22 protein-coding genes are annotated in these 25,450 nt (G+C 74.8%); 14 read left to right on the top strand and 8 right to left on the bottom strand.

The window, feature by feature from the left end; translation table 11 throughout:
* Nucleotides 1–8 precede the first annotated feature (8 nt).
* From QK442_RS04060 to QK442_RS04050, 3 genes are all read left to right on the top strand, one after another.
* Nucleotides 9–2,033 (top strand): NADPH-dependent 2,4-dienoyl-CoA reductase, encoded by a 2,025-nt coding sequence (locus QK442_RS04060; protein WP_282692387.1) that lies wholly within the window; start codon nt 9–11, stop codon nt 2,031–2,033.
* 58 nt (nt 2,034–2,091) lie between these two features.
* A complete protein-coding gene (locus QK442_RS04055; RefSeq protein ID WP_282692386.1) occupies nt 2,092–2,631 on the top strand; it encodes a helix-turn-helix transcriptional regulator in 540 nt (179 codons plus the stop codon).
* A gap of 112 nt (nt 2,632–2,743) precedes the next feature.
* Nucleotides 2,744–4,135, top strand: coding sequence for an FAD-dependent monooxygenase (locus QK442_RS04050; RefSeq protein ID WP_282692385.1), 1,392 nt, complete (start codon nt 2,744–2,746; stop codon nt 4,133–4,135).
* Nucleotides 4,136–4,158: 23 nt separating this feature from the next.
* On the opposite strand, the gene QK442_RS04045 is transcribed toward QK442_RS04050, so the two are convergent.
* On the bottom strand, nt 4,159–5,499 hold the full coding sequence (locus tag QK442_RS04045) for a DUF2252 domain-containing protein (protein ID WP_282692384.1): 1,341 nt from the start codon (nt 5,497–5,499) through the stop codon (nt 4,159–4,161).
* A gap of 183 nt (nt 5,500–5,682) precedes the next feature.
* On the opposite strand from QK442_RS04045, the gene QK442_RS04040 reads away from it, so the two are divergent.
* The 4 genes from QK442_RS04040 (at nt 5,683) to QK442_RS04025 (ending at nt 8,728) form a co-directional block, all read left to right on the top strand.
* On the top strand, nt 5,683–6,474 hold the full coding sequence (locus QK442_RS04040) for a GntR family transcriptional regulator (protein ID WP_282692383.1): 792 nt from the start codon (nt 5,683–5,685) through the stop codon (nt 6,472–6,474).
* 60 nt (nt 6,475–6,534) lie between these two features.
* Nucleotides 6,535–7,011 (top strand): NUDIX domain-containing protein, encoded by a 477-nt coding sequence (locus QK442_RS04035; protein WP_282692382.1) that lies wholly within the window; start codon nt 6,535–6,537, stop codon nt 7,009–7,011.
* Between the two features lie 62 nt (nt 7,012–7,073).
* The gene (locus QK442_RS04030) at nt 7,074–7,322 is read left to right on the top strand and encodes a hypothetical protein (RefSeq protein WP_282692381.1); all 249 of its coding nucleotides are present in this window, start codon (nt 7,074–7,076) and stop codon (nt 7,320–7,322) included.
* A 131-nt stretch (nt 7,323–7,453) separates the two neighbouring features.
* Nucleotides 7,454–8,728 (top strand): serine hydrolase, encoded by a 1,275-nt coding sequence (locus tag QK442_RS04025; protein ID WP_282692380.1) that lies wholly within the window; start codon nt 7,454–7,456, stop codon nt 8,726–8,728.
* A gap of 28 nt (nt 8,729–8,756) precedes the next feature.
* Here QK442_RS04025 and QK442_RS04020 read toward each other — a convergent pair whose 3' ends face one another.
* Complete coding sequence (locus QK442_RS04020; protein ID WP_282692379.1) at nt 8,757–9,329, bottom strand: CGNR zinc finger domain-containing protein; 573 nt, start codon at nt 9,327–9,329, stop codon at nt 8,757–8,759.
* Between the two features lie 57 nt (nt 9,330–9,386).
* Here QK442_RS04020 and QK442_RS04015 point away from each other — a divergent pair, with 57 nt between their 5' ends.
* Nucleotides 9,387–10,652 (top strand): MFS transporter, encoded by a 1,266-nt coding sequence (locus tag QK442_RS04015; RefSeq protein WP_282692378.1) that lies wholly within the window; start codon nt 9,387–9,389, stop codon nt 10,650–10,652.
* Here QK442_RS04015 and QK442_RS04010 read toward each other — a convergent pair.
* Complete coding sequence (locus QK442_RS04010) at nt 10,625–10,834, bottom strand: DUF5133 domain-containing protein (protein ID WP_282692377.1); 210 nt, start codon at nt 10,832–10,834, stop codon at nt 10,625–10,627. The genes QK442_RS04015 and QK442_RS04010 overlap by 28 nt on opposite strands.
* Before the next feature lie 154 nt (nt 10,835–10,988).
* Here QK442_RS04010 and QK442_RS04005 point away from each other — a divergent pair, with 154 nt between their 5' ends.
* The 3 genes from QK442_RS04005 to QK442_RS03995 all read left to right on the top strand — a co-directional run bounded on the left by QK442_RS04005 (nt 10,989) and on the right by QK442_RS03995 (nt 14,093).
* Nucleotides 10,989–12,026 carry an NAD-dependent epimerase/dehydratase family protein gene (locus tag QK442_RS04005; protein ID WP_282692376.1) on the top strand — a complete coding sequence of 346 codons (1,038 nt, stop codon included), beginning with the start codon at nt 10,989–10,991 and terminating at the stop codon, nt 12,024–12,026.
* 140 nt (nt 12,027–12,166) lie between these two features.
* Complete coding sequence (locus QK442_RS04000; RefSeq protein ID WP_282692375.1) at nt 12,167–13,078, top strand: universal stress protein; 912 nt, start codon at nt 12,167–12,169, stop codon at nt 13,076–13,078.
* A gap of 217 nt (nt 13,079–13,295) precedes the next feature.
* On the top strand, nt 13,296–14,093 hold the full coding sequence (locus QK442_RS03995) for a CAP domain-containing protein (protein ID WP_282692374.1): 798 nt from the start codon (nt 13,296–13,298) through the stop codon (nt 14,091–14,093).
* A 7-nt stretch (nt 14,094–14,100) separates the two neighbouring features.
* Here QK442_RS03995 and QK442_RS03990 read toward each other — a convergent pair whose 3' ends face one another.
* The 5 genes from QK442_RS03990 to QK442_RS03970 all read right to left on the bottom strand — a co-directional run bounded on the left by QK442_RS03990 (nt 14,101) and on the right by QK442_RS03970 (nt 20,670).
* Nucleotides 14,101–15,654 carry a sigma-70 family RNA polymerase sigma factor gene (locus QK442_RS03990; protein WP_282692373.1) on the bottom strand — a complete coding sequence of 518 codons (1,554 nt, stop codon included), beginning with the start codon at nt 15,652–15,654 and terminating at the stop codon, nt 14,101–14,103.
* A 158-nt stretch (nt 15,655–15,812) separates the two neighbouring features.
* Nucleotides 15,813–16,097 (bottom strand): hypothetical protein, encoded by a 285-nt coding sequence (locus QK442_RS03985; RefSeq protein ID WP_282692372.1) that lies wholly within the window; start codon nt 16,095–16,097, stop codon nt 15,813–15,815.
* Between the two features lie 98 nt (nt 16,098–16,195).
* Nucleotides 16,196–18,421, bottom strand: a complete 2,226-nt coding sequence (locus QK442_RS03980; RefSeq protein ID WP_282692371.1) for an NADP-dependent isocitrate dehydrogenase — start codon at nt 18,419–18,421, stop codon at nt 16,196–16,198.
* Between the two features lie 43 nt (nt 18,422–18,464).
* The gene (locus QK442_RS03975) at nt 18,465–19,535 is read right to left on the bottom strand and encodes a phosphatase PAP2 family protein (RefSeq protein WP_282692370.1); all 1,071 of its coding nucleotides are present in this window, start codon (nt 19,533–19,535) and stop codon (nt 18,465–18,467) included.
* A 100-nt stretch (nt 19,536–19,635) separates the two neighbouring features.
* A complete protein-coding gene (locus QK442_RS03970) occupies nt 19,636–20,670 on the bottom strand; it encodes a LacI family DNA-binding transcriptional regulator (RefSeq protein ID WP_282692369.1) in 1,035 nt (344 codons plus the stop codon).
* A 262-nt stretch (nt 20,671–20,932) separates the two neighbouring features.
* On the opposite strand from QK442_RS03970, the gene QK442_RS03965 reads away from it, so the two are divergent.
* From QK442_RS03965 to QK442_RS03955, 3 genes are all read left to right on the top strand, one after another.
* Entirely contained in the window at nt 20,933–22,672 is a 1,740-nt protein-coding gene (locus QK442_RS03965; protein ID WP_282692368.1) for a VanW family protein, read from the top strand.
* A gap of 95 nt (nt 22,673–22,767) precedes the next feature.
* Nucleotides 22,768–23,805 carry a serine hydrolase domain-containing protein gene (locus QK442_RS03960; RefSeq protein ID WP_282692367.1) on the top strand — a complete coding sequence of 346 codons (1,038 nt, stop codon included), beginning with the start codon at nt 22,768–22,770 and terminating at the stop codon, nt 23,803–23,805.
* A gap of 122 nt (nt 23,806–23,927) precedes the next feature.
* Nucleotides 23,928–25,382, top strand: a complete 1,455-nt coding sequence (locus QK442_RS03955; protein ID WP_282692366.1) for a glyceraldehyde-3-phosphate dehydrogenase — start codon at nt 23,928–23,930, stop codon at nt 25,380–25,382.
* Nucleotides 25,383–25,450: the final 68 nt, after the last annotated feature.

The following is a 25,450-nucleotide window of genomic DNA, read 5'->3' as shown; positions in this document are numbered from 1 at the left end:
GGCGCCCCGTGACCGCGACGACCCCGTACCCGCATCTGCTCAGCCCGCTCGACCTCGGCTTCACCACCCTGCCCAACCGGGTGATCATGGGCTCGATGCACGTCGGTCTCGAGGAGGCCGAGCACGGCTTCGAGCGCATGGCCGCCTTCTACGCCGAGCGGGCCCGCGGCGGCGCGGGACTCATCGTCACCGGCGGCATCGCCCCCAACGAGGCCGGCCGGCCGTGGGACGGCGGCGCCAAGCTCACCACCGCCGAGGAGGTCGCCGAGCACCGGCTGATCACCGACGCCGTGCACGCCGAGGGCGGCCGGATCGCGATGCAGATCCTGCACTTCGGCCGGTACGCCTACCACCCCGGCCTGGTGGGACCGAGCCCGATCCAGGCGCCGATCAGCCCCTTCGTACCGAACGAGCTGACCGACGCCGAGGTCGAGCAGACCGTCGAGGACTACGCCCGCTGCGCCGAGCTGGCCAAGGAGGCCGGGTACGACGGCGTCGAGGTGATGGGCTCCGAGGGCTACCTCATCAACGAGTTCATCGCCGCCGCCACCAACCACCGCACCGACCGCTGGGGCGGCTCCTACGAGAACCGGGTCCGCTTCCCTCTGGCCATCGTCCGCCGGATCCGCGAGCGCGTCGGCACCGACTTCATCATCGTCTACCGGCTCTCCATGCTGGACCTCGTCCCCGGCGGCTCCACCCTGGAGGAGGTCGTCCGGCTCGCCAAGGAGATCGAGGCGGCCGGCGCCACCATCATCAACACCGGCATCGGCTGGCACGAGGCCCGCATCCCCACCATCGCCACCTCCGTGCCGCGCGGCGCCTACACCTGGGTGACGAAGAAGCTGATGGGCGCGGTGTCGGTGCCGCTGGTCACCTCCAACCGCATCAACACCCCGGAGGTCGCCGAGGAGATCCTCGCCGACGGCCGCGCCGACCTCGTCTCGCTCGCCCGCCCCTTCCTCGCCGACCCCGCCTTCGTGAACAAGGCCGCCGCCGGCCGCTCCGAGACCATCAACACCTGCATCGGCTGCAACCAGGCGTGCCTGGACCACACCTTCAGCCTCAAGATCACCTCCTGTCTGGTCAACCCGCGCGCCTGCCACGAGACCGAGCTCGTCCTCTCCCCCACCCGCCTCGCCAAGCGGATCGCCGTCGTCGGCGCCGGACCGGCCGGCCTCTCCTGCGCCGTCTCCGCGGCCGAACGCGGCCACTCCGTCACCCTCTTCGACGCCGCCTCCGAGATCGGCGGCCAGCTGAACGTCGCCAAGCGGGTGCCCGGCAAGGAGGAGTTCGAGGAGACCCTGCGCTACTTCCGCGTCCGGCTCGCCGAGCAGGGCGTCGACGTCCGCCTCGGCACGTACGTCTCCGCCGCCGACCTGGACGGCTTCGACGAGGTCGTGGTCGCCACCGGCGTCACCCCCCGCAGCCCCGGCATCGAGGGCCAGGACCACCCGAGCGTCCTCGGCTACCTCGACGTCCTCCGCGACGGCGCCCCGGTCGGCGAGCGGGTCGCGGTCATCGGCGCCGGCGGCATCGGCTTCGACGTCGCCGAGTTCCTGACCGACGGCGGCGAGGGCGCGAGCCAGGACCCCGAGACGTACTTCCGCCAGTGGGGCGTCGACACCTCCTACGAGAACCGCGGCGGGCTGCGCGAGCCCGAGCGGAACGCGCCGCCGCGCCAGGTCCACCTGCTCCAGCGCAAGACCACCAAGGTCGGCGCCGGTCTCGGCAAGACCACCGGCTGGATCCACCGCACCAAGCTCAAGCACCGCGGCGTCGCCATGGTCGCGGGCGTCTCCTACGACCGGATCGACGACGAGGGCCTGCACCTCACCGTCGACGGCGAGCCGCGGCTGCTGCCGGTCGACACGATCGTCCTCTGCTCCGGCCAGGAGCCGCGACGGGACCTGTACGAGGAGCTGGTCGCCGCCGGCCGCACGGCGCACCTCATCGGCGGGGCGGACGTCGCCGCCGAGCTGGACGCCAAGCGGGCGATCGACCAGGGCACGCGGCTCGCCGCCGCCCTGTGACCGCGATGACCGCGTGACCACCGTGATCGCGGCGGGCCGCCGAACCTAGGATGCGAGCATGTCCCTCCCGCACGCGATCCTCACCGCGCTGCTCGAGAAGCCGTCCTCCGGCCTCGAACTGACGCGCCGCTTCGACAAGTCGATCGGCTACTTCTGGTCGGCCACGCACCAGCAGATCTACCGCGAGCTGGGACGCCTGGAGGAGGCGGGGCACATCCGTGCCCTGCCCTCTCCCGTGCCGGTGCGGGGTCAGCGCAAGGAGTACGAAGTGCTGCCCGCCGGGCGGGAGTTCCTGCGGGAGTGGGTCGGCGCGGCCGAGGACCCGAAGCCGCTGCGGTCCGCGCTGCTGCTGCGGATGCGGGCCGCGGCCGTGGTCGGCTCGGCTGGGCTGCGCGCCGAGCTGGAGCGCCACCTCGTCCTGCACCGGGACCAGCTCGACGAGTACCTGGCCATCGAGGAGCGGGACTTCCCGGCCGAGCGGCGCGGCACCGAGCCCGACCGGCTGCGCCACCTCGTGCTGCGCGGCGGCATCGACCTGGAACGCTTCTGGGTGGAATGGCTCACCGCCGCGCTCGACGACCTGGGCCCTGAGGACTGACCCGCGCCCCCCTCCGCCCCCTTCCACCCCACCGCGCGCGGGTCTGCCCTTCTCCCCCAGCGTGGATACTGAGGGGTGTTCAGGTTCGGGTCCACCACATGAAGGGGCGGGTATGGCCGACGACTTGGGGCACCGGGGGGCACGTCACGCGGTGGTCATCGGGGGAAGTATCGCCGGACTCCTCGCCGCGCGGGTCCTCGCGGAACACGCGGAGAAGGTCACGGTCGTCGAGCGCGACCGGCTGCCGGAGGGTCCTGAGGCCCGGTCCGGGGTGCCGCAGGGCCGGCATCTGCACGTGCTCATCGAGGGCGGCCAGCGGGCCCTCGACGAACTGCTGCCCGGCTTCATGGACGAACTGCGGGGACTGGGCGCGCCGAAGGTGGCCATGCCGACGGACATGGTCCAGTGGCAGTCCGGCCAGTGGTTCACCCGGCTGCCGGCGTCCGCGCACTTCTACAGCGGTCCGCGGCCCCAGCTGGAGTGGCTGGTGCGGCAGCGGGTGCTCGCCGATCCGCGCGTCGAACTCGTCGAGAACACCGAGACGGTGGGCCTGACCGGCACCGCCGCGCGGGTGACGGGCGTGCGGCTGCGGGAGCGCGGCGCGGGCGGCGGGCGCGAGTCCCGTACTCTCGCGGCGGACCTGGTGGTGGACGCCTCCGGCCGGTCGACGAAGGCGGCGGACTGGCTGGCCGCGATCGGCGCCGAGGCACCGCACGAGGAGACCCTCGACACCGGTCTCGCCTACGCCTCGCGGGTGTACCGGGCGACGGACGCGGTGCCCGTCACGGACGCGCAGGGCTACTACATCGTGCCGGGGCCGGAGCAGCCGTACGGCGGAGTCATCGTGCCGCTGGGCGACGGCCACCACATCGTCACCTTCTCGGGGCTGCGGGGAGACGAACCGCCCACCGAGGAAGGGGCGTTCGAGGAGTACGCGAAGCGGCTGCCGCATCCGGTGCTGAGCGAGTGGGTGACCGGAGCGGAGCCGGTCACGCCGGTGCACGGCTTCCGGCAGACCGCCAACGTCCGCCGCCGGTACGACCGCCCGGGCCGCCGCCCCGCGGGCTTCCTCGCCACCGGCGACGCGCTGTGCGCGTTCAACCCGATCTACGGGCAGGGCATGGCGGTCGCGGCGCTGTCCGCCGTCGCGCTGCGCCGGGCCCTTGCGGACACCCGGCGGGTCCCGACCACCCGGCGGGTGCAGCGGGCGCTCTTCGACGCGTCCCGGCAGGCGTGGGACATCTCGGCGGGCGCGGACAGGAAGATGCCGGGCGCGACGGGCGACGCGGCCCGTTCGAAGCCGTTCGACGAGGTCACCGGCTGGTACCTGGCCCGCATCCAGGAGCGCGCGGCGGGCGACCCGGTGGTGGGGGTGCCCTTCCGGGCGGTGCTGGTCCTGACGGCCCCGCTCACCAGCCTCTTCGCCCCGTCGCTGGTCCGCGCGGCGCTCTTCTCGCCGGTCCCGGAGACGCCGGCGGGTCCGCCGCTGCGCCTGGATTCCTGAGCGGGGACGGCGGCTCCGGGGGATCAGACGCCCGGGGCCGCCGTGACCATGCCGGCGGCGATGCCGGCGCCGAGGGTCGCGTAGTCGTCGGCGTTCTGTCCGGCGTAGGCGAGGGAGAAGTCGGCGATCGCGCGGTCGAAGACGGCGGAGGAGCCGAGGTAGGCGGCGATGGCGATGCGGTCGCCGGAGCGGGCGTGCGCCCGGGCCAGGGCGCGGCCGCACAGCCGGGCGTAGTCGCGCAGCGTCGAGGGGGTCATCGTCTCGACCTCGGCGGATCCCTTCATGTCGCGCAACTGGCGCCAGTAGAAGTGCCGTTGCTCGGGACCGGTCATCCAGCCCAGGAAGATGTCGCCGGCCGCCTGGGTGAGCCGCTGGCCGCAGACGACGCGCCGGCCCTGGTGCGGGTAGACGGTGGGCGGCAGATACGCCTCCAGGACCGAGCGGCCGGCCTCCTTGACCTGGAGGATGAGCGGGTCGGTGTCGTCCCGGCCTTCGAGGAGGACGACGAAGCAGCGGGTGCCGACACTGCCGACGCCGACGACCTTGCGGGCGGCGTCACGGAAGCGGTAGCGGTCGAGGAGGAGGCGGCGCTCCTCGGGGAGCGAGCTGCGGTAGTCGCTGAAGATCTTGCCGAGGGTGACCCGGTCGAGGTCGGCGACGCGCTCCAGGAGCGGCGGGTCGTCGGCGAAGCGGCGGCCGCCGTCGCCGTCCCGGACGGTGAGCTTGTCGAGGGCCTGGAGGCTGGTGCGGCGGCGGGCCTTGGCGAGGGCGCGGTCCAGCCGGTCGCGTTCGCGGGGGCGGGCGAGCGCGGCGAGTTCGGCGGCGTCGATCCGCTCGTACCAGACGGCGAGCTCTCCGAGCCCGGCGAGGCGGCGCATGGTGGTGCGGTACGACTCGGCGGCGGCGAGCGCGGCGCGGTGGGCCTTGGCGCGGGGGCTGCCGTTCTGGAGGGCGGCGACGGCGACGCTGGCGGCGAGCCGCTTGACGTCCCATTCGAAGGGTCCTGGCAGCGTCTCGTCGAAGTCGTTGACGTCGAAGAGGAGCGTCCGTTCGGGTGAGGCGTAGACGCCGAAGTTCATCAGATGGGCGTCGCCGCAGAGCTGGACGGTGAGTCCGGTGTTGCGGGTGGCGGCGAGGTCGGCGGCCATGACGGCGGCGGCGCCGCGCAGGAACGCGAAGGGGGAGGCCGCCATCCTCCCGTACCGGACGGGGGCGAGGTCGGGCAGCCGGTCGGCGGCCTGGCGCTCCAGGACGGCCAGCGGGTCGGGGCGCTGGGAGCTCGGTATCCAGCGCCCGTGCGAGGAGCGCGGGACCCTCTTGCGGGCCGCGCGGCCCCGTCCGGCGTGCTCCGAGGGCGTCGTCATCCGGCCTCACCCCTGTTCCACCACCGGCACGGGCCGGGTCCTGTCGCCTGCTCCCCATTACAGGACGCCGCACGGGTTTCGGCCACTCTGCACGGTCGCCCTAGCGGAATGGTTTAGACCAATGATAGGAATTGATCACTCATCCGGCCTGCGCGATCACACTGTGCGAAGAAGGGGTTGATCATGGCCGTACCCGATTCCCGGCCCGCTTCCGGGCCTGCCTCCGAGCCGTTCCGGGGAGAGGTCCCGCGCTATCTGCGGGTCGCCGCCGCCCTGCGGGACGACCTCGTCCGCCGTGCCCTGGAGCCCGGCAGCCGCCTCCCCTCGGAGCGTTCCCTGGCACAGCGGTACCACGTCAACCGGCAGACCGTCCGCAGCGCGCTCCAACTCCTGCGCGAGGAAAGGCTCGTGGTCACCGACCGGCGCGGCACCTTCGCCGCGGCCGGGCCGGACGGCGGCGAGGCCCCGCCCGCCACCCCGCCCGCGGTGGCGTCCGCCGCCCGGCCGGTCTTCCCCGGCGGGCCCCGGGCGGCGGAGGCGCTGGTGCGGGCGACGCTCGGCTGGGAGCCGCCGCCGACGGCGCTGGCGGGGCGGCTCCACCTCGCGCCGGGCGAGCCGACGCTGGTGCACCGCCACACGGTGCTGGCCCCGCAGGGGCCCGAACTCCAGCGCGCGGTCTCGTGGTTCTCCCGCCCGGCACTGGACGAGATCCCGCAGCTCGGCCGCTACCGGCGGACCCGCTCCTGCGTGCACCAGCCGGACCTGCGGCTGCTCTACCACTGGATGCGCCAGGCGGGACTGCGGGCCACCCACCGGGAGTCCGTACGGGTCCCCCCGGGCCCCGTGGGGACCGGCGGCGCGGCCCGGCTGAGCGTCCACCGGGTGGTGAGCGACCAGCACGGACACGTCCTGGAGGTCACGGACATCGACTTCTCGGCCCGGGAGGCGGCCTGGACGTACGAGTACAGCCTCTGATGCGCCACGGGGCCCGGCCGGGCCCCTGCGCCGCTCCCCGATCCCGGCCAGACTGACGGCATGCCGGTCACACGCAGTGCGGGTCTGCTCGTCTTCCGACGCACGAAGAACGACGGGATCGAGGTGCTCATCGGGCACATGGGCGGACCGTTCTGGGCGCGCCGCGAGGAGGCGGCGTGGACGGTGCCCAAGGGCGAGTACGGGGAGGGGGAGGCCCCGGAGGAGGCGGCCCGCCGCGAGTTCCGGGAGGAGCTGGGGCTCGACGCGCCGGAGGGCGACTGGACCGCCCTCGGGGAGGTGCGGCAGGCGGGCGGCAAGACCGTCACCGTGTGGGCGGTGGAGGGCGACCTCGATCCCGCGGCCGTCGTGCCGGGCACGTTCGCGATGGAGTGGCCGCCCCGCTCGGGTGTCCGGGCCGAGTTCCCGGAGCTCGACCGGGTGGGCTGGTTCACGCCGGAGGCCGCCGCCCCGCTGCTCGTCGCGGGGCAGCGGGTCTTCCTTGAGCGGCTTCTCACGCGGGTGCGCGGGCGGGCCTGAGCGTCGTTGTCAGACCCGTGCGAGAGGGTGGAGGGCGTCCAGCCGTCGAGAGGGAGCCCGACATGACCACCATCACCGCCACCGAGCGCGCCGCGGCCCAGGCGTATCTGCGCCTCCTGGAATCCACCCAGGCCGTGCTGACGGATCCGCGCCTCGCGCCGTACGCGGGGGTGATGCTGACGAACCCGATGGCGGAGGCCGACGAGGCGCTGCGCGCGGCGGGCCTCGCGGGGAACGAGGACCGGCTGCTGCGCCTCGTCTCCTCCCTGCGGACCTCCCCCGGCACGACGGACCGGGACCGCCACACCTGAGGCACACCACCCCACTCGGCGGCCCACGACCACCCGCCCGGCGGCACGACGCGCCGCCCCGCGCCGCGTTCTGTAGGCCGGGTGGCGCACTCCGCCCTGCGCGCTCCACCCCTCCTTCCTACGGTGGCTGAATGATCGTCACGTCAGCCCTTCGCCATGCCGCCGCGGGCTCCGCCGCGATGCTGCTCGTGCTCTCCGCCCCCGTGGCCGGCGCCGCGACCCCGCCCCGTACCACGACCGCCGCCCCCGCCCTCGTACCGGGCGCCGCCACCGAACCGACCCCTCCCGCACGGCGGTTCGTGGACCCGGCACGGCTCGACCGGTCCGGCACCCAGGTGCAGCCGCTGGCCGGCGCGCCGGACCTCCCCACCCCTTCGGCGCTGTCCTGGGTGGTGGCCGACGCCGGGACGGGCGAGGTGCTCGCCGCCCGCTCCGCGCACCGGAAGCTGCCGCCGGCCAGCACGCTGAAGACGCTCTTCGCACTGACGGCGCTCCCGCAGCACGAGGCGTCCGCGCGGCACACGGTGGCCGACGAGGAGCTGCAGGGGATCGGCGAGGGCAGCAGCCTCGTCGGGGTGAAGGAGGGGTACACGTACCGGGTGTCCGACCTGTGGAACGGCGTCTTCCTCAGCTCGGGCAACGACGCCGTGCACGTCCTCGCGGCGATGAGCGGCGGCTGGAAGTCGATGGCCCGTCAGATGCAGGAGAAGGCCCGCTCGCTGGGGGCCCGGGACACGCACGTGGTGTCCCCTGACGGGTACGACGCGCCGGGCCAGGTCTCGTCCGCGTACGATCTGGCGGTCTTCGGCCGGGCCGGGATCCAGGACCCGGAGTTCACCCGCTACTGCTCGACCGCGTACGCCGACTTCCCGGCGGGCTCCTGGTCGTACGGCATCGCCAACACCAACCGGCTCCTCACCGGTGCGGACGGCGTGGGCCGCTACCCGGGCCTGATCGGCGTCAAGAACGGCTACACCAGCAAGGCCGGCAACACGCTCATCGCCGCCGCCCGCCGGGGAGACCGCACCCTGGTCGTGTCGGTGATGAACCCCCAGTCGGGCGGCGGCCTCGCCGTCTACGAGGAGGCCCGCTCCCTCCTGGACTGGGGCTTCGCGGCGGCGGGCAAGGTCCAGCCGGTCGGCTCACTGCTCCCCCCGAAGTCACCGGAACGCGCCCCCGCGGACACCCGGCCGGTCTCGGCCCGCGGCAGCGCCCCCGCCCCGGCGGCCGCCCCGAACGCCCCCGGAAGCCGCCCCGGCAGAACCACCGGCACTCCCCCCGACACCCCCGCCGACGCCTCCGCCGCCCCGACCCCCTCGGTGGCCCTCCCCCTCTCCCTCGTCGCCTCCGCCTGCGCCGCCGCCCTGACCCTCTGGGCCTGGCGCCGCCGGGCACCCCGCACCTGAACCGCTTCCGGACGGCCCGGGCGGGTCTTCAGTCCGTGCCGGGGGCCGACGGCGTGCGGGAGCGCCGGTGGGCGGCGACCCGTTCCCGGGTGGCGCACCGGCGCGAGCAGTACCGGCGCTCGGGCCCGCTGCCGTGGGCGACGAACACGTTCCCGCACGCGCCGGACGCGCAGGTCCGGCCGGGCGGGGCCTGCCGGTCCCAGAGGAGGACGGTCAGCGCCAGGCAGCCGGAGGCGAGGAACCACGCCGTCCACGGCGCGTCGTCGTCGGTGTCCGCGTGGGGGTGCCAGGGGGCGGTGCCGCCGTGCGAGGTGAGCCGGAGGGGACCCGTGTGGGCGCCGAGCAGACCGTTGAGGAGGGCGGCGGCCTCGTCGGCGGAGGCGGCGGCGAACACCTCCCGGAGGCGCGCCGCGGCGGCCCGCATCGGGGCGACGTCCTCGGCGGTCACGTCCACGGGGGCGGGCTCGCCGTGGGCGAGGAGGACGGCGGCGATCTCGCCCGGCCCGGCCGCCGGGCCGGCCAGGGCGTTGACGAGGGCGGCGGTGCGCAGGGCCATGGCGAGGGTGGAATGGCGGGCGGCGTGGTCGGGGAGGACGGGCATCGGCCGAATGTAACGCATATTGCGAGGTTTTGAGTTACCTCCCTACTCTCGGGCGCCATGCGCACCAGCAAGGGAAGCCCCCGCCGTCCCTCCGTCGCCGCTCATCTGGCGGGGGCGCTCGCGGCCCGGACCGGGGACGAGACGGCCGGACCCGCCCTGGCCCTCGCCGGGTTCGCCGTCGCCGGCTCGACGTCGGGGGCCGCCGCGCTCCTCGCGTGCGTCACGGTGTCGGCGGCGGTCGGCGGCCCGGTCCTCGGCGCGTTCCTCGACCGGGCCCGGCGACCGGGGCGGCTGCTGGCCGGGGCGCTCGCGCTGTACGCGGCGGGGCTCGGCGCCGTGCTCCTCGGCCTCGGCCGGCTGCCGTTCGGCGTGACGGCGCTGCTCGCGGTGGTCACGGGGCTGATGGGCCCGGCGCTCTCGGGCGGCTGGACCGCGCAGCTGCCCCGGATCGCGCCCGCCGACCGGATGCCCCGCCTGCACGGCCTCGACGCGCTCACCTTCTCCTTCGCGGCGCTGGCCGGCCCCGGCCTCGCGGGCGGCACCGCCCTGCTCCTCGGCGCGCCGGCGGCGGTGGTCCTCGCGGCGGCCCTGGTCGCGACGGCGGTGCCCGTGGCCTGGTCGCTGCCCCCGGCCGGGCCGTCGCCCGAGAAGAGCCCGGGCGGGCCGGCGTCGCAAGGCGTGCGGGCCGTCTTCCGGCGGAGGCCGCTGTTCCGGGCGACGGTCACCTCGGTCGGCTGCGCCACCGGGCAGGGCGTGGTCGCCGCCTGCGTTCCGGCGCTCGGGGCAGGGGTGCTGGGCGGTTCCGGCCGGGGCGCGCTGCTGCTCTCCGTCGCGGCGGCCGCCGCTCTGGCGGCGACGGCGCTGCACGCCCGGCTCCCCCGCGCGCCGGCACCGGGGACGGTGCTGTGGGGCGGGGCGCTGGTGCAGGCGGGCGCGTGGGCGGCGGCCGCGGCGGGCGGGCCGGTGGCGCTGGTGGCGGCGTTCGCCGTGTCGGGCGCCGCCGAGGGCCCGCAGCTGACCGCCCTGTTCGCCGTCCGGCACGAGGAGACGCCGCGGCGGCTGCGGGGCCGGGTGTTCACCACCGGCGCCAGTCTGAAGATCACCGGTTTCGCGGTGGGCTCGGCGGCCGCGGGGCCGGTGGCGGCCCGGTCCCTCCCGGCGGCGCTGCTGCTCGCGGCGGGGGTGTGCGCCGTGTCGGCGCTCCCCTACACGTACACGCGGACGAAGCTCCCTCGGGGCCGGGCAGGGTCCCCGCACCGGGCACCGTCACAGGACTCCCCCCGCCGGCCGCCCCCTCACAGGGGTGCCCGGAGGCCCACGTAGCGTTCGGCGGCGCGGAGGGCTTCGGGGGTGGAGCGGACGCCCATGAGGACGCAGAGGGTGTAGGCGGTGTCCTCGAAGCTGCGGCGGACGGAGAGGTCGCAGGAGCCGGCCAGGACGGTCCGCTCCTGGGCGCGGTAGTGGCGCAGGAGGCGTTCGACGGTGTTCCGGTCGGGCAGCAGCATGGGTTCCTCCGTGACGGCCCCCTTCTCGTGCGGTCGCTCCATGGTGCTCGCGCGGGGCCGTCCGCGCGACCCGTCCGGTCACGGTCCGTCACCGGGGCGGGGCCGGGGCGGGGCCGAGGTGCGAGGGTCGCCCGGACGGAGGAAGGTCGAAGACATGAATCCGAGTACAGGACTGAGGGTGGTCGTCACCGGCGCCACCGGGAACGTGGGGACGAGCGTGGTGCGGGCGCTGGCGCGCGAACCGGAGGTCGGTTCCGTCCTCGGGGTGGCCCGCCGGCTGCCCGGCCTCGAACTGCCGGGCGTCGAGTGGGCGACCGCCGACCTGTCCAAGGACGGCGACGAGCCCCGGCTCGACCGGTACGTGGCGGACGCCGACGCGGTGGTGCACCTGGCGTGGCGGTTCAACCCGACGCACGATCCCGTGAAGACCTGGGCGACCAACGTGCTGGGCTCGCTGCGGGTGTGCGACGCGGTGGCCGCGGCGCGGGTGCCGGTCCTGGTGTGCGCCTCCTCGGTGGGGGCGTACTCGCCGGGGCCCGAGGGCGGCGCGCCCGTCTCCGAGGCGTGGCCGACGCACGGCTGGCCGGACGCCGCCTACAGCCGGGAGAAGGCGTACGTGGAACGGGTCCTCGACACCTTCGAGCGCGACCATCCGCAGACCCGGGTGGTGCGGATGCGCCCGGCGTTCCTGTTCAAGGAGGAGGCGGCTAGCGAGCAGCGCCGGATCTTCGCCGGCCGCTTCCTGCCCGGGCAGCTGGTGCGGCCCGATCTGCTGCCGGTGCTGCCGGAGCTCTCGGGCCTGCGCTTCCAGGTCCTGCACACCGACGACGCCGCCGACGCCTACGTGCGGGCGGTGCTGCGGGACGTGCGGGGCGCGTTCAACCTGGCGGCGGAGCCGGTGGTGGACGCGGCGCTGCTCGGCGAACTGTTCGGTGCCCGCCCGGTGCGGGTCCCCGCGGGCGCCGTGCGGGGCGCCCTCGCCGCGGCCTGGCACCTGCGGCTCGCGCCCGCCTCCCCCGGCCTCTTCGACCTCCTGCGGCACATCCCGGTCATGTCCACGGAGCGGGCGCGCGAGGATCTCGACTGGGAGCCCACGGCCTCCTCGGTGGAGGCCCTGGAGGCGTTCCTGCGCGGTGTGCGCTCCGGCGCGGGCGACGACACGGCACCCCTGGCCGGGCGCCGGGTCGCCTGAACTCCTCTCCGGGCGGGGCGGACGGACCCGTGTGTCGGGACTTCCGGCCCTCCTTCCGAACGGTCGGCGGGGCCCAAGCTGGGGAGGGGCCGCCAGCCGGTCCGTCCGTCACCAACAGACACGCGCAGGGAGGCAGTCGGATGACTCGCGAGGCTCACCGGACCGGAGAAGGCGACACCGCGAGCCGGGGGATCGTGGCCGGAGTGGACGGCTCGCCGGAGAGCCTCGCCGCCGCCGAGTGGGCGGCGCGGGAGGCGGAGCACCGGGCCGTTCCGCTGCGGCTCGTGCACGCCTGGCGCTGGGAGCCCCTCGACCTGCCGCTCGTCCAGGACCGGGAGTCGCAGGAGCGGGTCGCCGAGGAGGTGGTCCACGCGGCGGAGACCGAGATCGCGGGCCGCCACCCGGAGCTGAAGGTCACCGCCGACGTCCTCCCCGACACGCCGGTCGCCGCGCTGCTCGACGCCCAGACCGGGGCCGGGATGCTGGTCATCGGCTCGCGCGGGTACGGGGCGGTGGCCGGGTTCCTGCTGGGCTCGTACGGCCAGCAGATCATCGCGGCCGCGACCCGGCCGGTGGTCGCGGTCCGTGCCCGCGAGGAGCAGGCCGCCGAACCGTCCGCGGGCGAGATCGTGGTGGGCCAGCACGGCACGCCGGAGGACAGCGAGGACGTGCTGCGCTTCGCCTTCGAGACGGCCGCCGCGCGGGGCGCCTCCGTCCGGGCCGTGCGGGCCTGGAGCCTGCCGCCGCTCTTCGCGTACAGCCCGGCGTCGCTGCGGCTCGCCGACGAGGCCGGCGGGCTCGTGCCCTTCGAGGAGAAGGCGCTCCGCGCGGCCCTCGCGCCCTGGCGCGAGCGGTACCCGCGGGTGCAGGTCGTCGAGCACGTCGAGCTCGGCAGCGCCGGGCAGGTGCTGCTCAGCAACTCCGGCGCCGCGCAGCTCCTGGTGGTGGGCCGCCGCGCCAAGCGCGGGGCGCTGGGGCAGCGGATCGGTTCGGTGGCCCACGCGGCCCTCCACCTGGCACCCTGCCCGGTGGCGGTGGTCCCGCAGGGTTGAGCGCCGGAGAAGGCGCCGGAGAAGAGCACCGGAAAGGGCAACCGCACCCGTTCGGCGGTCACGTCAAGTCGGCGCGGCACGTTGACACACGGAGTTGACTCTCCCGGTTGACGCGGGGTGTCGGGGCGGCGGAGCGCGGAAAGTCTTGACCCCGTCGCCCCGGTGGCTCGCCCGAGCGCCGGACCCGAGGGCGGCACAGGCGAGAGAGCGGAGCTCCATGCGGTACGACGGTCCCGACCCTTCCGGCCCCCTCGGACACCCCCGCCCCGGTGTCCCCGCGTCCGGCCGTCACCGCCGCGGCGGCCCCGTCCGCCGCCGCGCGCTCCCCCGCCCGGGCTTCCGCGGCGCCGTCCTCGCCACCGGCACCGCCGCGGCCGCGCTCACCGTCCTCCTCGGTCTGTACGCGGCCACCCCGCCCTCCTCCCCCGCCCCCCGCGCGGCCACGCCCCCCGTCCCCCAAGCCCCACCCCCCACCCCTCAGCCCCCCGCCCCCGCCTCGCCCCAGGCCCGCGCCGGGGCCCCGGAGGACACGCCCGCCCACCGGGGCGACGGCACCGGCGCGGCGGCCGAAGGACTGGCCCCGCAGACCGGGGCCGTCCTCTCCGCCCCCGTGACGGTGTCGGCCCGCACCGCCCAGTACGTGCGGGACGTCATCGCCCTCGTCAACGCCGAACGGAACCGGGCGGGTTGCGGCCCGCTGCGCACCGAGGCCCGGCTCGCCAGAGCCGCGCAGGCCCACGCCGACGACATGGCGGCGCGCGACTACTACGCCCACGACAACCCCGAGGGGCGGGACGGCGGCGACCGGATCAGCGCCGCCGGCTACAGCTGGCGGGCGTGGGGCGAGAACATCCACCGGGGGCCGAAGACGCCGGAGCGGGCGATGCAGGGGTGGATGGCCAGCCCGGCGCACCGGGCGAACATCCTCAACTGCGCGTTCCACGACATCGGGGCCGGGGTGGCGCTCACCGCCGACGGGCCGTGGTGGGTGCAGGACTTCGGCACCAAGGGCTGACGCCCGCTCAGTGCGCGGGCGCGGCCAGTTCCTGGACCCAGACCGTGCCGCGCGGGCCGGGGACGGCGGCCACGCCGGTGTCCCGGTAGGCGCAGTCGAGCAGGTTGCGCTCGTGCCCGGCGCCGTCCATCCAGCCGTCGACGACGGCCTCGGGGTCCTCCTGGCCCTGGGCCAGGTTCTCCGCCCAGGCCGACCAGCGGTAGCCGGCCCCGGTGATCCGGGTGTCCGCGAACTCGCCCTCGGGGTCGGCGTGACCGTAGTAGCCGCGGGCCGTCATGTCCCGGGCGTAGGCGCGGGCGGCGGCCGTCAGCCGGGTATCGGTGCGCAGCGGGCCGCAACCGGCCGCCGCCCGCAGCCGGTTGACCAGCTCCGTCACCCGCTCGCCGGGGTCGGCCGGGGGCGTGGTGGCGGTGCGGGCCGGGGTGGGCGCGGTGGTGGCGGGCGTGCGGGTGGGCGCCGGGCGGGTGGCCGCCGCGGTGGCGGTGCTCGGCGCGGGGGTGGGCGGGGGCGTCGGCGCGGGGGTGGTGGCCGGGGGTGCGGCGGCGGGCCGCCGGGGCTCGGGCCGAGGTCCGGGCGGTTCGGGAAGCGTGAGCACGAGGGCGCCGAGGACGGCGACGGCCGCGACACCGGCGGCACCGGCGCGGCGCGCGGGCGACCAGTACGGCGCGGCATGGCCGGATATCGGCCCGCCGCCTGTGAGGGCGTCCCCCGCGGGTTCACACGCGCCCAGCGGCTCCGCCGCGCCCACGAGTTCCACCGGAGCCGGAGTCGTACCGGTGTCGAGGAGGGCACCGGCGACGGGCGGGACCAGGCCGATGCCGACGAGCAGGCCCTCGACGGGGGCGAGTCCGCGGCGGGCGCCGCCCGCGGCGCAGGTGCGGCAGTCGCGCAGGTGCCGGGCCACGCGTTTGCGCCACAGCGGGGAGGGCCGGCCGTCCCAGGGGCCGAGGAGCTCCGCCAGGCCGGGGCAGCGGGGGTCGGCGTCGAGGGCGCCGACGACGGCCCGGCCGGTCTCAAGGCGTTCCCTCATCCGCTGGACGCGGACGGCCGCGTGGGTCCGGGAGACGCCGAGGCCCTCGGCGAGTTCGGCGCGGGTGAGTTCGCCCGCGGCCTCCAGCCACCACAGGGAGAGGAGTTCGCGGTCGTCCTCGTCGAGCCAGCGGGTGGCGCGGGCGACGTCGCGGCGCTGTCCGGTCAGGCCGAGGCGGAGGATCGTGAGGTCGGTGAAGTCGCCCGCCGGGTCGGCGAGGTCGACGGCCCGGTCGAGGCCGGGCACGGGGGCCTGCCGGCGTTCCCGCCAGCGGCGGCGCACCCCGTTCATGGCGATGGCGACCAGCCAGGACCGGAAGCGGGCCGGGTCCCGCAGCCCGGGCAGCCCGTCGAGGGCGCGGACCAGGGTCTCCTGGACGATGTCGTCGGTGTCGGCGTGCCCGTCGAGGGCGCGCCCCACCACGTTGTGGACGAGCGGCAGGCAGGCCCGTACCAGTGCGTCCCTGGCGTGCGGATCGCCCGTGCGCGCCGCCTCCACCAGGGCGGTGGTGCGCTGCTCGTCGCTGTGCATGGATGGTGCTCCCTTGTCCCCGGCCCGAGTCCCCGTCGTGTGTGGAGACCCCTGGGGCGGGGCGGGGATAACACTTTCTCTCCGGCCGGATCACGGCCGACAGGACCGAAAGGACCGGCAGGACCACCAGGACCGGCCGGCCGACGGTACCGGATGATTCAGACGGCGGGCAGGCGGGGGACCGTGGCCCCGGCGCCCTCCCGTACGGCCTCCACGACGGCGTCGTGGAGATCCCGGCTCTCCTCCTCCGTGGAACAGGGGACGGGACTTCCCGACATGGTGAACCAGTCGGAGGCGCCGCTGTACTGCACGGCCACGCGTGCCTCACCGTCGGCGAAGGTCGTGTGCACGGTCAGGTCGCCCGTGACGATTCCGCCCTCGACGGTCAGCACCCCACCACGCCCGGTGTAGACACCGGCGGTCGTCCAAGATGCCCAGCTCATGCCCTCCAGGGTCACACCCGGATGGCGTACGCGCCACCGACGGGGCCGCCCCGGCCGGGAACGGTTTCCGGCCGGGGCGGTACGCGTCGGGTGCCGGATCAGGCGAGGGACGCGACGGCCTCGTTGAAGGTGGCGGACGGGCGCATCACGGCCGCGGCCTTGGCCGGGTCGGGCTGGTAGTAGCCGCCGATCTCGGCCGGGGAGCCCTGGACGGCGATCAGCTCGTCGACGATCTTCTGCTCGTTGGCCGCGAGGGTCTCGGCGAGCGGGGCGAAGGCCTTGGCCAGGTCCGCGTCGTCGGTCTGCGTGGCGAGCTCCTGGGCCCAGTAGAGGGCCAGGTAGAAGTGGCTGCCGCGGTTGTCGATGCCGCCGAGGCGACGGGTCGGCGACTTGTCCTCGTTGAGGAAGGTGCCGGTGGCGCGGTCCAGGGTGTCGGCGAGGACCTGGGCGCGGGCGTTGCCCGTGGTGGTGGCCAGGTGCTCGAAGGAGGCGGCCAGCGCGAAGAACTCGCCGAGGGAGTCCCAGCGGAGGTAGTTCTCCTTGACGAGCTGCTGGACGTGCTTCGGGGCGGAGCCGCCGGCGCCGGTCTCGAAGAGGCCGCCGCCCGCCATCAGCGGGACGACCGACAGCATCTTGGCGCTGGTGCCCAGCTCCAGGATGGGGAAGAGGTCGGTCAGGTAGTCGCGCAGGACGTTGCCGGTGACGGAGATGGTGTCCTCGCCGCGGCGGATGCGCTCCAGGGAGAACGCGGTGGCCTCGACCGGGGACAGGATCTTGATCTCCAGGCCCTCGGTGTCGTGCTCCGGCAGGTACTGCTTCACCTTGGCGATCAGCTGGGCGTCGTGGGCGCGGTTCTCGTCCAGCCAGAAGACGGCCGGGGCGCCGGTGGCGCGGGCGCGGGTGACGGCGAGCTTGACCCAGTCCTGGATCGGGAGGTCCTTGGTCTGGCAGGCGCGGAAGATGTCGCCCTCGGCGACCTCCTGCTCCAGGACCGTGGTGCCGGCGGCGTCGACGAGGCGGACGGTGCCGGCCGCGGCGATCTCGAAGGTCTTGTCGTGGGAGCCGTACTCCTCGGCCTTCTGCGCCATGAGGCCGACGTTCGGGACGGAGCCCATGGTGGCCGGGTCGAAGGCGCCGTGGGCGCGGCAGTCCTCGATGACGGCCTGGTAGACGCCGGAGTAGGAGCTGTCCGGGAGGACGGCGAGGGTGTCGGCCTCCTGGCCGTCCGGGCCCCACATGTGGCCGGAGGTGCGGATCATGGCCGGCATCGAGGCGTCGACGATGACGTCGGACGGCACGTGCAGGTTGGTGATGCCCTTGTCGGAGTCGACCATGGCGAGGGCCGGGCCCTCGGCCAGCTCGGCGTCGAAGGAGGCCTTGATCTCGTCGCCGAGGCCGTGCGGGAGGGCCTCCAGGCCCTTGAGGACGGTGCCGAGGCCGTCGTTCGGGGAGAGGCCGGCGCCCGCGAGGACCTCGCCGTACTTGGCGAAGGTCTGCGGGAAGAAGGCGCGCACGACGTGGCCGAAGATGATCGGGTCGGAGACCTTCATCATGGTGGCCTTGAGGTGCACGGAGAAGAGGACGCCCTCGGCCTTGGCACGGGCGACCTGCTCCGCGAGGAAGGTGCGCAGGGCGGCGGCGCGCATGACGGCGGCGTCGACGACCTCGCCGGCGATGACCTTCAGCGGCTCGCGCAGCTCGGTGACGGTGCCGTCGGCGGCGACGTGCTCGAAGCGGAGGGTGGTGTCCTCGGCGATGACGGCGGACTTCTCGGTGGACGCGAAGTCGTTCTGCCCCATGGTGGCGACGTTGGTCTTGGACTCGGGGGTCCAGGCGCCCATGCGGTGCGGGTGGTTCTTGGCGTAGTTCTTGACCGAGCCCGGGGCGCGGCGGTCCGAGTTGCCCTCGCGCAGGACCGGGTTGACGGCCGAGCCCTTGACCTTGTCGTAGCGGGCGCGGACGTCCTTGTCCTGGTCGGTCCTGATCTCGTCCGGGTAGTCCGGGAGGGCGTAGCCCTGGGCCTGGAGCTCGGCGATCGCGGCCTTGAGCTGCGGGATGGAGGCCGAGATGTTCGGCAGCTTGATGATGTTGGCCTCGGGGGTCTTGGCCAGCTCGCCCAGCTCGGCGAGGGCGTCGCCGATGCGCTGGCCCTCCTCCAGGAACTCGGGGAAGCTCGCGATGATGCGGCCCGCGAGCGAGATGTCACGCGTCTCGACCGTGACGCCGGCCGTGGAGGCATACGCCTGGATCACGGGCAGGAACGAGTACGTCGCCAGGGCAGGCGCCTCGTCGGTGTGGGTGTAGATGATGGTCGAGTCAGTCACCAGGTGCTCCGCTCCACGTCTGCGTATGCGAGATTGCTCGACATCAAGATATCTCGTGATCGTGGTTCTCCGTAAAGGGCCCCACGAGCTCTCCTTGATCGGGAACGCCGGAGGCCTCCACGAAGGTGCCGCCGAGCCGGTACGAGGCGGGGCCGCCGTCGAGGGCGACGTGGCGGACCAGGGCGAGCAGGACGAGTCCGCAGGCGGCGCCGGTGCCGGCGGCGAGGGCCTGGCCGCAGCGGTGGGCGAGGCGCAGCTCTTCGGGGTCGTACGGGGCGGTCTCGGGCAGTCCGAGGGTGTCGCCGAGGAGCAGGAAGCCGGCCGCGAGTCCGCCGGCGGCGAGCAGCGCGAGCGGCAGGGTGGCCGGGAGGCCGCGCAGGAGGGCGCCGTGCCGGGCGCCGGGGCGGACCTTGCCGCGGCGGGCGAGGAGGGCGATCAGGCCGCACTGGACGGCGAGGGCGAGCAGGGCGGCGGAGATCACGTCGCCGGGGCGGTGGTCTCCTGCGGCGACGGAGTACGCGCCGAGGACGACGGCCCACAGGGTGGCGGCGCCGACGGCGAGCCCCCTGGAGCGCCGGGGCACGACCAGGACGAGGGCGAAGGCGACGCCGAAGGCGAGGGTGGCGGTGGCGCTGGGGAAGCCGCTGGGCAGCAGCGCCCCGACGGCGTCGGTGGACCGGGGTCGGGGCGCGTACCGCTGGAGCAGTCCGGTGGCGGCGAAGGAGACGGCGACGGTTCCGGCGGCGGCGCCGGTGAGCGCGTACCGCTTGCGCAGCAGGCCGAGGCCGACGAGAAGGAGGCAGGCGAGCACGAGGGAGAGGGTGGCGGCCCCGCTCAGGGAGGGGTGGTCGCGCACGAAGGCGGCGACGCGGGTGTCGGCGCGCCGGCCGGTGACGGCGGCGTCGCCCCAGCGGCGGCCGGTCGCGGTGAGCACGAGGCCCGCGTAGACGAGGGTGAGCAGCAGGACGGCCCCGAGGCAGGCACGCCGGGTCCGGGTGCGGACACGGGTGCTGAAGGAGTCCGCGGCCTCGCCGGCCACGGCGGCGTACCACCAGGTGTCACCGGCCTTGGGCGGTCTCGGGGAGCCGCCTGTCCGCCTGTCGTAGGAAGCCATGCCCCGATTCGAACCCACGGGCGCCCGGGCCGCCTGCTGGGATCACCCGAACGACACGCCGGGACGCGGATTCGGCCGCGGCCGGGGCTCGGGCCGGGTCTCAGGAGGAGGCGCGGACGACGAGTCGGGTGGGGAGCATCCGGCGGGGCTGGTCGTCGGCCTCGCTGGGGGAGGCGATCTCGGCGAGGAGCAGCCGGGCCATGGTGCGGCCCATCTCCTCGATGGGCTGGCGGACGCTGGTGAGCGGCGGGTCCATGAGGCGGGCGACGGCGGAGTCGTCGACGCCGACGAGGGCGACGTCGGCGGGGACCCGGCGGCCGGCCTCGCGCAGGACGGCCCGGGCGCCGGCCGCCATGACGTCGGAGGCGGCGAAGACGGCGTCGAGGCCGGGGCGGCGGTCGAGGAGTTCGCGCATGGCGCGGCGGCCGCCCTCCTCGGTGAAGTCGCCGGTGGCGACGAGGGCGTCGTCGGCGGGGAGGCCGGCGTCGGCGAGGCCCTCGCGGTAGCCGTCGAGGCGGCAGCGGGCGCCGTACATGTCGAGGGGGCCCGTGATGGTGGCGATGCGGCGGCGGCCGCCGGCGGCGAGGTGGGCGACGGCGGTGCGACCGGCGCCGGTGTTGTCGGAGTCGACGAAGGCGACGGGTTCGTCCTCGCGGCGGCGGCCGTTGAGCACGGCGGGCAGGCCGAGGGCGCGGACCTGGTCGGGCAGCGGGTCGTCGGCATGCACGGAGACGAGCAGGACGCCGTCGACGCGCTGGGCGGCGAGGTACTGCTCGAAGCGCTGGCGCTCCTGGTCGCTGCGGATCAGGGTGAGCAGCAACTGCTTGTCGGCGGCGGCGAGTTCGCCGCTGACGCCGCGGATGATGTCGAGGAAGTACGGTTCGGCGAAGAGCCGGGCCTCGGTCTCGGGGACGACGAGCGCGATGGCGTCGGTGCGGCTGCCGGCGAGGGCGCGGGCGGCCCGGTTGGGGACGTAGCCGAGTTCGGTGACGGCCTTCTCGACGGCGGCCTTGGCCTGTTCGCTCACCTTCGGGGAGCCGTTGATGACCCGGGAGACCGTGCCGCGGCCGACTCCGGCCCGGGCCGCGACCTCCTCCAGGGTGGGCCTGCCGGTCTGTCGCCCGCTCACCGCCATCTGCCGCTTCTCCCCTCGGCCCCGGGCCCCGCCGCCCGCCCGCGCTGTGCGGCGAACCTATCAGGCGGGCGGGTCCCGGAGGGTCCGGTGCCGAGGGCGCGGACGGTCCTCGGAGGCGGGTTCCGCGGCCGGTTCCGCACCGTGCGTGGCGGCGTGGTTCCGAGGCGTATCACCGCAGGTCAAAACGCCCTTATATGCATTTAACACTCTTTCGGCGTACGGTCGTGGGGATCCCCTTGTCCCCGACGCCCCGGGAGAGCGTGTGCCCCGCCCCAGGACCGACCATGTCCCGACGCCCGCCGGCGCCCGTCGACCACGGTGGCGGACGGCCGCGATCGCCACGGGTGTCGTCGCCGTCGCGGCGGGCGGGCTGTACGTGGCCGGTCTGGTGGCCACCGGCGACGACATATCCGCCGGCACCCGGGTCGACGGCGTCGACATAGGCGGCCTGAGCAGGGCCGAGGCGGCGGAGCGGCTGCGGGCGCAGGCCCCGGCGGCGTGGACCGCGCCGATCCCCGTGCGGGTGGGCGAGCGGACGGAGAGCGTGGCGCCGGCCGCCGCCGGGCTGACCGTCGACGCGGAGGCGACGGCCGAGCGGGCCGCCGACCCGTCCCGCGACCCCTTCACCGTCATCGGCCGGCTCTTCTCCTCCGGGGACCGCGAGGTCGAGCCGGTCTTCACGCGGGACGCGGCGAAGACCGACGCGGCCGTCGCAGCCCTGGCGAAGCGGAGCGACCGACTTGTCAGGGAGGGCTCGGTCGCCTTCCGGGACGGCGAGGCCGTCGCCACCCGGCCCGTCGCCGGGCAGAAGCTGGACACCGCGAAGGCCGCCGAGGCCCTGCGGGCCGCCTACCCGGCGGCCCCCGGCGCCGCCCCCGTGGTCCTGCCGGTGGCGGTGACCGAGCCGAAACTGTCCGGTTCCGAGGTGGAGCGCTTCCTCGACGCGTACGCGAAGCCCGCCGTCTCGGGTCCGGTGACGCTCTCCGTCGGCGACCAGCGGCTGAGCATCTCCCCCGAGACCCTGGGCGACCACCTGTCGGTGAAGGACGACGACGGCCGGCTGACCGGCTCCCTCGACTCCGCCGCGCTGCTGCGCGACCCGGACGTCGCCCGCCCGCTCGCCGCCATGACGGGCGCCCCGGTGGAGGGCTCCCTCGGAGTACGGGACGGCAGGGTCGTCGTCGTGCGCGAGGGCAAGGCGGGCCGCGAGGTGACCTCGCGGGCGCTCGGCGAGGCCGTGGAGCCGCTGCTCACCCGGACCGGGGCCGCCGCCCGTACCGCGTCCGTGGCGACCGAGGTCACCGAGCCGCGGGTGAGCACGGCGAGCCTCGCCTCGATGGGCATCACCGAGCAGATGTCCACGTTCACGGTGAACTTCCCGAAGGCTCCGTACCGGACCGTCAACATCGGCCGGGCCGCCGAGCTGATCGACGGCTCGCTCGTGCAGCCGGGCCAGATCTGGAGCTTCAACGAGACGGTCGGCGAGCGCACCGAGGAGAACGGCTTCGTCGACGGCACGATGATCCTCGACGGCCGCTACCAGGAGGCGCCCGGCGGCGGGGTGTCGGCGGTGGCGACCACCGTCTTCAACGCGGTCTTCTTCGCCGGCGTGCAGCCGGTCGAGTACGGCGCGCACTCCTTCTACATCGAGCGCTACCCGGCCGGACGGGAGGCGACCGTCGCCTGGGGCAGCCTGGACCAGCGGTTCCGGAACGACACGGACAAGCCGATCTACATCGCGGCGAGCGCCACGGACTCCTCGGTCACCATCACCTTCTACGGCACGAAGAAGTACGACTCGGTGGAGGCCGTGGCCGGTCCGCGCACCAACGTGACCAAGCCCGCCGAGCGGGAGGCCACCGGCGAGAAGTGCGTGCCGCAGCCGCCGCTGGAGGGCTTCGACATCGCCGTCGACCGGGTGTTCAAGAACGGCGGCCAGGAGGTCAAGCGGGAGACCTTCAAGACCCACTACACCCCGCGCGACGAGGTCGTCTGCAACTGACGCCGCCGGGGCGGAACGGTGTCCTCCCCACTGCGCGCGGGCATGCATGCCTGGGTGCGGCCGGTCCGGGCCGCCGGCCCCGTGGGAGGCGCGCCGTGGCGGAGCAGAGCGGAGTACCTCCCTACGCCCGGCTGCTCGCCGGGGCGGTCCGGGACGGCGTGTGCCCGGGCGCGGTGTGGGCGGTCGGGGACGGGGCCGGGACCCGCTCGGCGGGGGCGGTCGGCGTGCTGGACCCGGCACGGCCCGAGGAGCCGGTCCGTCCGGACACCCTCTACGACGTGGCGAGCCTGACGAAGATCCTCGCGGTGTGGGGGGTGACGGGCACCCTGGTGGACGCCGGGAAGCTGGACCTGTCGGCGCCGCTGGGCGCGTACTGGCCGGCGGCGGCCGGGCGGCCCGTCGGTGACGTCACCGCCCGCCAACTGCTCGCCCACACCGCCGGGATGCCGCTCCGGGCCAACCTGCGCTTCCTGTACGGCTCCGATCCGCAGGACGTACGGGACGGGGTGCTCTCCGAGCCGCTGCGGCACCGGCCGGGCGCGGCCGTCGCGTACACCGACCGGGCGGCGCTGGTCCTCGGCTGGCTGGCCGAGCACCTCACAGGTCGGCCGCTCGCCCGGCTCGCCGAGGAGCGGGTCTGGGGCCCGCTCGGCATGCGCGACACCCGCTACGGGCCGCTGCCCCCGGAGGCGGCGGCCCGCTGCGCGCCGACGGAGTACGACGAGGAGACCGGCCGCCATCTGAAGGGCACCGTCCACGACTTCTCGTCCCGGCTGCTCGGCGGGGCGTGCGGGATCGCCGGGGTGTTCACCACGGCCGCCGACACCGGCCGCTTCCTGCGCGGGGTGCTCGCTCCCCCGCCCGGCACCTTCTCCGCGGCCTGGACGGCGGCCTCCCTGCGGATCGCGACCGGCGGTCTGGTGCCGCCGCGCGGCCTGCTCTGGCACCCGGCCCCCGGCACCACCCCCGCCGACGACGTGTGGGCGCACTTCGGCTTCACGGGCACGGCCCTGTGGGTCTCGCCGGCCCGCGGCCGGTGGGCGGTGCTGCTGACCAACCGCCTGTACGTGACCCGGGACCCGGGCCCGCTCGCCCGGGTCCGGGAGGAGTTCCAGGCGTACGCCTTCACCTGACCGCGCACCACCGCACGCCCTTCCTGGGTGTGAGTTCGCGGACACCCGTTCGGGCCCCCTTGCCCGGCAGATGAGGCCGGGGGTTACCATATGAGCGCCGTCTAGCTCGAAAGATAACTCTTGTGACTGTCAATGATGACTCGTTCACCAGCTGGAAGAACCGCGAGGAGATCGCGGAGTCGATGATCCCGATCATCGGGAAGCTGCACCGTGAGCAGGACGTCACCGTCCTGGTCCACAGCCGCTCCCTGGTGAACAAGTCGGTGGTCAGCATCCTCAAGACCCACCGCTTCGCCCGCCAGATCGCCGGCGAGGAGCTCTCGGTCACCGAGACGCTGCCTTTCCTGCAGACGCTCACCACGCTCGACCTCGGTCCCTCGCAGATCGACATCGGCATGCTCGCCGCCGAGTACAAGGCCGACTCGCGCGGCCTGACGGTCGAGGAGTTCACCGCGGAGGCCGTCGCCGGCGCCACGGGCGAGAACAAGATCGAGCGCCGTGACGGCCGGGACGTCGTCCTCTACGGCTTCGGCCGCATCGGCCGCCTCGTCGCCCGCCTCCTCATCGAGAAGGCCGGGTCGGGCAACGGCCTTCGCCTGCGCGCCATCGTGGTGCGCGGCGGCGGCGAGCGGGCCGCCGAAGACATCGTGAAGCGCGCCTCCCTGCTGCGCCGGGACTCGATCCACGGCCAGTTCCAGGGCACCATCACCGTCGACGAGGCGAACGGCACGATCGTCGCCAACGGCAACACGATCAAGGTGATCTACGCCAACGACCCCTCCGAGGTCGACTACACGGCGTACGGCATCGAGAACGCCATCCTGATCGACAACACGGGCAAGTGGCGGGACCGCGAGGGCCTCTCCAAGCACCTGCGCCCCGGCATCGACAAGGTCGTCCTGACCGCGCCCGGCAAGGGCGACGTGCCCAACATCGTGCACGGCGTCAACCACGACACCATCAAGCCGGACGAGAAGATCCTGTCCTGCGCCTCCTGCACCACCAACGCCATCGTCCCGCCGCTGAAGGCGATGGACGACGAGTACGGCGTGCTGCGCGGTCACGTGGAGACCGTCCACTCGTTCACGAACGACCAGAACCTGCTGGACAACTACCACAAGGCCGACCGCCGCGGCCGTTCCGCGCCGCTCAACATGGTGATCACCGAGACCGGTGCCGCCTCGGCCGTCGCCAAGGCGCTGCCGGAGCTGAAGGCCCCGATCACGGGCAGCTCGATCCGCGTCCCCGTCCCGGACGTCTCGATCGCCATCCTCAGCCTGCGCCTGGGCCGTGAGACCACCCGCGACGAGGTCCTGGAGTACCTGCGCGACGTCTCGCTGCACTCGCCGCTGAAGCGTCAGATCGACTTCACCACGGCCCCCGACGCCGTCTCGATGGACTTCGTGGGCTCGCGCCACGCCTCCATCGTGGACGCCGGCGCGACCAAGGTCGACGGCGACAACGCGATCCTGTACCTGTGGTACGACAACGAGTTCGGCTACTCCTGCCAGGTCATCCGGGTCGTCCAGCACGTCTCGGGCGTCGAGTACCCGACCTTCCCGGCCCCGGCGGCCTGACCCGCCCGCGCCCACGCGAACGGCGCGCCGCACTCCCCCGTGGAGTGCGGCGCGCCGTTCGCGTTCGC

Source organism: Streptomyces sp. CC208A (assembly GCF_030010625.1).
Lineage (GTDB): Bacteria > Actinomycetota > Actinomycetes > Streptomycetales > Streptomycetaceae > Streptomyces.
This window is presented reverse-complemented; position numbering and strand designations above follow the sequence as displayed.

Coding starts and splice junctions, on each gene's coding strand:
- QK442_RS04055 (WP_282692386.1), top strand. CDS start 2,092: ATGTCCCTCCCGCACGCGATCCTCACCGCGCTGCTCGAGAAGCCGTCC.
- QK442_RS04050 (WP_282692385.1), top strand. CDS start 2,744: ATGGCCGACGACTTGGGGCACCGGGGGGCACGTCACGCGGTGGTCATC.
- QK442_RS04045 (WP_282692384.1), bottom strand. CDS start 5,499: ATGACGACGCCCTCGGAGCACGCCGGACGGGGCCGCGCGGCCCGCAAG.
- QK442_RS04040 (WP_282692383.1), top strand. CDS start 5,683: ATGGCCGTACCCGATTCCCGGCCCGCTTCCGGGCCTGCCTCCGAGCCG.
- QK442_RS04035 (WP_282692382.1), top strand. CDS start 6,535: ATGCCGGTCACACGCAGTGCGGGTCTGCTCGTCTTCCGACGCACGAAG.
- QK442_RS04030 (WP_282692381.1), top strand. CDS start 7,074: ATGACCACCATCACCGCCACCGAGCGCGCCGCGGCCCAGGCGTATCTG.
- QK442_RS04025 (WP_282692380.1), top strand. CDS start 7,454: ATGATCGTCACGTCAGCCCTTCGCCATGCCGCCGCGGGCTCCGCCGCG.
- QK442_RS04020 (WP_282692379.1), bottom strand. CDS start 9,329: ATGCCCGTCCTCCCCGACCACGCCGCCCGCCATTCCACCCTCGCCATG.
- QK442_RS04015 (WP_282692378.1), top strand. CDS start 9,387: ATGCGCACCAGCAAGGGAAGCCCCCGCCGTCCCTCCGTCGCCGCTCAT.
- QK442_RS04010 (WP_282692377.1), bottom strand. CDS start 10,834: ATGCTGCTGCCCGACCGGAACACCGTCGAACGCCTCCTGCGCCACTAC.
- QK442_RS04005 (WP_282692376.1), top strand. CDS start 10,989: ATGAATCCGAGTACAGGACTGAGGGTGGTCGTCACCGGCGCCACCGGG.
- QK442_RS04000 (WP_282692375.1), top strand. CDS start 12,167: ATGACTCGCGAGGCTCACCGGACCGGAGAAGGCGACACCGCGAGCCGG.
- QK442_RS03995 (WP_282692374.1), top strand. CDS start 13,296: ATGCGGTACGACGGTCCCGACCCTTCCGGCCCCCTCGGACACCCCCGC.
- QK442_RS03990 (WP_282692373.1), bottom strand. CDS start 15,654: ATGCACAGCGACGAGCAGCGCACCACCGCCCTGGTGGAGGCGGCGCGC.
- QK442_RS03985 (WP_282692372.1), bottom strand. CDS start 16,097: ATGAGCTGGGCATCTTGGACGACCGCCGGTGTCTACACCGGGCGTGGT.
- QK442_RS03975 (WP_282692370.1), bottom strand. CDS start 19,535: ATGGCTTCCTACGACAGGCGGACAGGCGGCTCCCCGAGACCGCCCAAG.
- QK442_RS03970 (WP_282692369.1), bottom strand. CDS start 20,670: ATGGCGGTGAGCGGGCGACAGACCGGCAGGCCCACCCTGGAGGAGGTC.